This is a genomic window from Georgenia sp. (assembly GCF_054605595.1).
In genome coordinates, this window is the sequence record NZ_JBTSDU010000153.1 from 1 (window position 1) to 6,455 (window position 6,455).

Below are 6,455 nucleotides of genomic sequence, written 5' to 3' on the forward strand. Positions count from 1 at the left end.
GTCGGGGTCGAAGCCCTCGCCGTGGTCGCGGACGAACACCTCGACCTGCTCGGCGGTGACCTCGACGTACACCGTCACCGGCGGCCGGCCGTGGACGACGGCGTTCGCCAGGGCCTCGCGCGTCGCTGCGCCCAGGACGGGCGTCGTCTCGTCGGGCTCGACGTCGCCCGCGGTCACCACCTCCACGGGCACGCCGCGCAGGTCCTCGACCTCGGCGGCGATCTCCCGCAGGGCGTCCGCGGTGGAGGTGCCGGGCGCGGGGCGGTCGGTGTACAGCCAGTCGCGCAGCTCACGCTCCTGGGCGCGGGCGAGGCGGGAGACCTCCTCGTTGTCGCCCGCGCGGGAGCGGATCATCGACAGAGTCTGGAGGACGGAGTCGTGCAGGTGGGCGGCGATGTCGGCCCGCTCGGCCTCACGGGCGCGGGCCTCACGCTCGGAGCCGAGCTCGCGGACGAGCCGCAGCAGCATCGGGGCGAGCACGACGCCCACCCCGACGAGGATGGCGAGCCCGGCGACGGCGCCACGCAGCAGCACCACGGGGCTCTCGTCCCGGCCCACGAGCAGCAGCGAACCGACGACGGCGAGCGCGACGCCGGCCCCGACCCGCACCACGACCTCACCCCGGCGGCGGGCCCGACCGACGTCCGCGGTGACGTCGGCGAGCTGGCTCCAGGCGAGCGCGGCCCCCGCGGCGACCACGAGGGCGGGGACGAGCCAGGTGGCGGGCCGGGCGACGTCGGAGCGCCAGAGCACGAGCAGGCCGGCGATGGCCAGGAGGACGACGGCGACGGTGATGTCGCGGGCCGATGCCGAGAACTCTCGCACCCGCAGGCGCGGGGCGAGGCGGGACAGCGAGGCGGGCCGGGCGGCCTCCGCCGCGTCCCCGACCGGCACCGTGACCCACAGCCACACGTACATGGCAGCGCCGGCGCCGCCGGCGAAGGATGCCAGCACGAAGGCCCACCGGACGATCGCGACGGAGAGGCCCAGATGAACCGCCACCCCCGCGGCGACACCACCGATCACCCGCCCCCGGCGGGGCCGGCGGAGCGGGAGCCTGCTGCCCGGGCGGGCGGCAGTCGCTGCTGTCGTGCTCACGGTCCCATGGTCACACGCCCCCGGGCCGAGATCACCGGCGGGGGGCGGGTTCCAGGGTGATGCCGACCGAAGTTCAGGGTCGGGCCAGGGTGGTCCCCGATGGCCCGCCTGCGGTCTCGGGAGGTTGGCTAGGGGCATGAACACGACCGGCACGCCCGCTCCGGGCGACGAGAGCTCCGTCCCGACCGGCGCCCCCTCGGGCGCTCGCCCGGACGACACGACCCCGCCGTCGCCCGGCACGGGTCGCGGCCCCGACTACGGCCCCGGCCGGCCCGATCCCGGCTACGGCCCCGGACCCCGTTACGATGCCGGTCAGCCCGGGGCCGATCCCGGATACGGCCCGAGCGCACGGCCGGGCTACGGGGCACGGTCCGGCCCGCCGCCCTACCGCACCGGCCCCCGACCCGCCCCGCAGTTCCCCCACCGGCGCGAGTCGACGTCGGGGTTCTTCGACTCCCTCCGCCGCACGGGCATCTGGCGCGGCGAGGACCGCTGGATCGGCGGCGTCGCGGCCGGTGTGGCCCGCCGGTTCGACGTCGACCCGCTCCTCATCCGTGGCGTGTTCGTCGTCCTGACCCTCTTCGGCGGGCTCGGGCTGCTGCTGTACGGCATCGGCTGGGCGTTGCTCCCAGAAGAGTCCGACGGCCGCATCCACCTCCAGGAGGCCATCCGGGGCGACTTCGACGCCGCCCTCGCCGGGGCGATCGCATTCGCGATCATCGGCATCTCGAGCCCCGCCACCTGGTGGGGCGGATGGGGGGGCACCGGGTCCTGGGGCGGCGGCTGGTTCGTGGTGAGCCTCGTCATCCTGAGCCTCGTCGCGCTGCTCCTGGTCGAGGTCGCCCGGCGCGGACGGCACGACGCGCCGGCCGGTCCGCCCGGACGGGGCGGACCCACCGGTCCCGGTATTGCCTACCCGCCGGCCGACCCGAGCACCCCGCCGTGGCAGGGCGTCGGTGGCCCGGTCGGCCACGGCCCCGCGGGCGGTGTCCCACCAGGCCACGTCCCGGCAGGCAGCGTCCCAGTGGGCAACGTCCCGGTCGGCCACGGCCCCGCGGACGGTGGGTACTACGCCGGACCTCCCCCGGCCGGCCCCACCTACGGCCCGCCCCCGCAGCGCCCCCCGGTGCCGCCGCGCCCGCGCACCCCGGGGCCCGGACAGCTACTCGTCACCGTCGTCCTCGCCCTGAGCCTGCTCGCGGCCGCCACCCTGCTGCTGCTCGACCGGACGGGCGCGTTCGATTGGCTGCTGCCGCTCCTGATCGGCGGCGCGATCCTGACGCTGCTCGGCGCGGGCACGATGATCGCCGGTGCCCGCGGCCGCCGCGGCGGCACGCTGGCCACGCTCGGCGTCCTGCTCGCCATCCTCGTGGTGCCGGGGACGGTCGCCACCGGCTGGCTCCCCACCGGGGTGGTGACGTCCAATGTGCTGATCGGCGACCGGATGGTGCGCCCGACGACGGCCGGGCAGGCCGCGGGCGGGTACCACCACGGAGCGGGCGACCTCGACGTCGACCTGCGCGCGCTCGACCTGACCGGGCCGCAGGTGATCGTGCCGATCGATCTGGGGGCCGGGAACCTGACGGTCCACCTGCCCGCCGACGTCTCCGCGGTGATCCGGGCCCAGGTGGGCGCGGGGCGCGTGCTGGGAGTCGTCGAGCCCGGCTGGGAGGTCACCCGCAACGACACCGGGATCACCGGACGATCCGGTACCGGCGACCCCGCCGCCGGCCTCACCGACGTGGTCTGGGCCGACGGCGTGGGGATCGACATCGAGCTCACCTCGCCCGACGCGTCCGGTGCGGCCGACGCGTCCGGTGCGGCCGACGCGTCCGGTGCGGCCGACGCGTCCGGTGCGGCCGACCTCGTGCTGGAGATCGATGCCGGCACCAGCACGGTCGAGATCCGCCAGGAGCCTGTCGGTGCGGACCCCACCGGCGAGCCGACGAGCACCGCCGAACCGACCGGCACCCAGACCGGCACACCCCCCGCCCAGCCCGGCGCCACCCAGTCTGGCGCCACCGGGTCCACCACCGGCATGAGCTCGGCGGGTACCGCCGGCTATCAGGTGATCGTCGGCCCCACGGCCGCGTTCGCCGCCATGATCGAGGAGCAGCGATGAGCGAGCACGGCAAGAACGAGTGGATCGACGAGCACGAGCCCGCGGGCGAGCCCGTGGCCGCGGGCGCAGGCGCAGGCGCTGCCACGGCGGAGCCGACAGCGGAGCCGACAGCGGCCGGCTCCCCCGACGCCGCCCCGCGGCCGTACGAGCCGACCGCATCGGTGTTCACCGACTCCGGCGCCCCGGTCTGGTCCGCTGCCGCGGCACCGCAGCCGCCGACGCCCAGCCACGGGCCCCGCACAGGCACGCTCGTGCTCGGCCTGATCCTCCTGCTCGGCGGCGTCGGCGCGATCGCGATCGCCCTCGGCCTGAGGATCGACCTTCCGCTCGCCTTCATCGGCGTGCTGGTGCTCGCCGCGCTGGTCCTGCTACTGGCCCCGGTGCTGCAGCACACACGAGGCCGCGACCCGCAACCCCGTTGACCGCCGAACGACGCCCCGCTGACCCGCTCGAGACGAGCAGGGTCAGCGGGGCGTCGCCGGACCTCCTGGCACGTTCGTCGGTCAGGGGCGGGCGAGTGGGCGCCTCACGCCGCGGTGCGGCCGATGCGTACCCGCCACACGTCCGGGCCCTCCTCGAGGTAGTCCCAGGTGAACTGTCCGGCGTTCTCCGCCTCGAACTGGTAACGCAGCGGCTTCGGGTCGTGGTCGTTCACCAGGACGAACGCGGTGCCCGGCTGCAGAGCCGTGAAGGTGGAGAAGATGAGCGAGTGACGGTCCTTGGGGGCCTCTTCGCGCACGTCGAGCTCGACGTCGGTACCGGCCATGGTTGCCTCCTGGGGGGTGGGTCGCTTATTTAGCACGATCTTGATCGTGGAAAATGTACCGGTCCCGCCCCGTACGCGCCAGGACCTTCGGCTCTGGCGTGTCGCGCCCGTGACCGACACCGCGCGCCGCCCGACGCCGGACGCCCGACGCCCGGGCGCGGACCTGCCGGACCCACCCCGCTCGGACCAGCACCCACGCACCGCCAACGACACGGCACCGGAAACGGCACGGCACCACAAAAGGAAAGCCCCCCCCGCACCGAACCAGTAATAAGCAAGGGGCGTCGTGGACTTAATTGTCCACGACGCCCCTTGCATTGTGCTCGCGATGACCTCGGAGCTCATCTTCAGTTGTCGCGATGGTCGGGAGGAGTTCTGGCGAAGTTCTCCCGTCGTACGTGGCGCCCGGTTCGGGCGCCCGGTGGGATCAGGCGTTCACGCGCTCGCGGACCGGGGCCGCGGGAGCGGCGGTGCCGGAGACGGCGCGGAAGCCCAGGCCGACGACGATGAACATGACACCCAGGCCCATGACCAGGGCGGAGACGCCGTAGGACAGCACCGCGGTGAACAGCGAGGACCGGAGGAACGAGGCGTTCATGACGGTGTTCCGCTGGCCCTGCAGGGTGTCGGCGAGCTCGGTGTCACCGGCGTCCTTGGCCTGGTTGACCAGGGCGCCGAGGTCGGCGTAGGTCCGGCCCTCGGAGATCTTGAGGGCGTGCGTGTCGATGATCTGCGCCTGGGCGTAGGCCGAGAACGGTCCGTTGACGTCGTCACCGGGCAGCATCGGCGAGTCGTCGGCCACCGTGATCTGCTGCGCGGTCAGGTTCGACGTGACGACGCCCCATGCCACGCCACCGGCGACAATGAAGGCGAGGCCGGCGATCATGGAGACGAGGCCGACGATCTTGGCGGTGGAGTTCTTCATAGCAGGTTGTCCTTTCAGGACGGTCACTTTGGGCCAGTCCACCTGAACTGTCCCGCTTATCTCGGTCCGTCGCATTTGCGCCGTTCCTTCCAACAACTGAAAGAGTAGAGGCAGACAGCCGAAGCAATCGTGCCAAAAGTCCCGGGGACAAAGGTCCCACGCCCCGAAGCCCGGGTTTCGGGCGGGGGCTCGGCCTGAGATCATCGGGTATGCGGATCCTGCACGTCACCGACTCCTACCTGCCGACCCTCGGAGGGATCGAGTCCGAGGTGAGCGGGCTGGCTCGCGAACAACGGCGAGCCGGCGACGACGCCCGCGTCCTCACCTCCACCCCCGCCTTCCGGGGCCAGCACGGCCGCAGCGTGGCGGAGGACGAGCACGGCGTGGGGGTCTACCGTCTCACCGCCCGCGTGCCCGGACACTTCCCCATCCACCCCTGGCCGCTGGCCCACGCCCGCCGGCTCCTGGGGCAGTTGCGCCCCGACGTCCTGCACCTGCACATCGGCGGCCTGACCCCCACGACCCAGGCGGTGCTGGCACGGTTCGTCGGACGTGTGCCGACCGTGGTCACCGTGCACAGCGTGTGGGACGAGCGGGTGACCCGGCCGTTCTACACCGGCCTCGACACCGTGGTGGGCTGGTCCCGCTGGCCGACGGTGTTCACCAGCGTGTCCGAGCTCGCGGCCGGCCGGGTCCGACAGGCCGCTCGGGGGCGCACCCCGGTGCACGTGCTCCGCAACGGGGTCGACGTCTCCCGGTGGCTCGGCGATCCTGCCAACCGCCCCGCGCGCGGTCCCGAGGAACCGGTCCACGCCGTCACGGCCGGGCGGTTCGTGCCCCGCAAGCGCATGCTCCCGCTGCTCGCCGCGCTGCGGCAGGCGCGCGAGCTCCTCCCGCCCCACCTCCCGCTCCGGGTGACGCTCGCGGGCGAGGGGCCCGAGCTCGCGCAGGCCCAGACGTACGTGCGGGACAACGCCATGGCATGGGTGGAGCTGGTCGGCCGGCTCACCCAGACCGAGCTCGTCGCGCTCTACCGCGACGCCGACATCTATCTGGCGCCCGGGACCGCGGACGCGTTCTCCGTCGCCGTCCAGGAGGCCCAGGCCGCGGGGCTCGCCATCGTCTCGCGCGAGCAGTCCGGTGCGGCCGAGCTCCTCACCGACGGCGTCGAGGGCCTCCTCGCCGCCGACGACGACGCCCTGGCCCGCGCCGTCGCCCGCCTGGTGCGCGACCGTGAGCTCCTGAGCGCGATCACGAGGCGCAACCGCACGGTCCCGCCCGGCACCGCGTGGCCGACGGTGATCGCCGCGACCCGGGACATCTACCGGCTGGCCGGCGCCTGACGCGCCGTCGCCGGCCGGGTCACTCCCACTCGTTTGCTCTCACAACACTCCTTAGAGCCACTCTAAGGAGTCAATCACTTGTTTGATTTGAGCGGCAGGCAGCGCTACCTTGCGGCAAACGTCGTCCGCCAACGACCTCAGATTACGTGGCTGTGCCCCGGGAGCCGCGCGACACGGAAGGTTGGCGGACGCCATGACACA

6 protein-coding genes are annotated in these 6,455 nt (G+C 73.7%); 3 read left to right on the forward strand and 3 right to left on the reverse strand.

Annotated elements, in window-relative coordinates; genetic code table 11:
* A partial coding sequence (locus ACYC1Z_RS13540) for an ATP-binding protein (protein ID WP_461410050.1) occupies positions 1-1,098 on the reverse strand: 1,098 nt, incomplete at its 3' end.
* A 136-nt stretch (positions 1,099-1,234) separates the two neighbouring features.
* On the opposite strand from ACYC1Z_RS13540, the gene ACYC1Z_RS13545 reads away from it, so the two are divergent.
* Positions 1,235-3,220: a PspC domain-containing protein gene (locus ACYC1Z_RS13545; protein WP_461410051.1), complete on the forward strand. Its 1,986-nt coding sequence runs from the start codon at positions 1,235-1,237 to the stop codon at positions 3,218-3,220.
* Positions 3,217-3,642 (forward strand): hypothetical protein, encoded by a 426-nt coding sequence (locus ACYC1Z_RS13550; RefSeq protein ID WP_461410052.1) that lies wholly within the window; start codon positions 3,217-3,219, stop codon positions 3,640-3,642. Before ACYC1Z_RS13545 ends, ACYC1Z_RS13550 begins: the two co-directional genes overlap by 4 nt.
* 104 nt (positions 3,643-3,746) lie before the next feature.
* Here ACYC1Z_RS13550 and ACYC1Z_RS13555 read toward each other — a convergent pair whose 3' ends face one another.
* The gene (locus tag ACYC1Z_RS13555) at positions 3,747-3,986 is read right to left on the reverse strand and encodes a DUF2249 domain-containing protein (protein ID WP_461410053.1); all 240 of its coding nucleotides are present in this window, start codon (positions 3,984-3,986) and stop codon (positions 3,747-3,749) included.
* Positions 3,987-4,413: 427 nt separating this feature from the next.
* On the reverse strand, positions 4,414-4,911 hold the full coding sequence (locus ACYC1Z_RS13560) for an aromatic ring-opening dioxygenase LigA (RefSeq protein ID WP_461410054.1): 498 nt from the start codon (positions 4,909-4,911) through the stop codon (positions 4,414-4,416).
* A gap of 209 nt (positions 4,912-5,120) precedes the next feature.
* Here ACYC1Z_RS13560 and ACYC1Z_RS13565 point away from each other — a divergent pair, with 209 nt between their 5' ends.
* Complete coding sequence (locus tag ACYC1Z_RS13565) at positions 5,121-6,254, forward strand: glycosyltransferase family 4 protein (RefSeq protein WP_461410055.1); 1,134 nt, start codon at positions 5,121-5,123, stop codon at positions 6,252-6,254.
* The last annotated feature ends 201 nt before the right edge of the window (positions 6,255-6,455 follow it).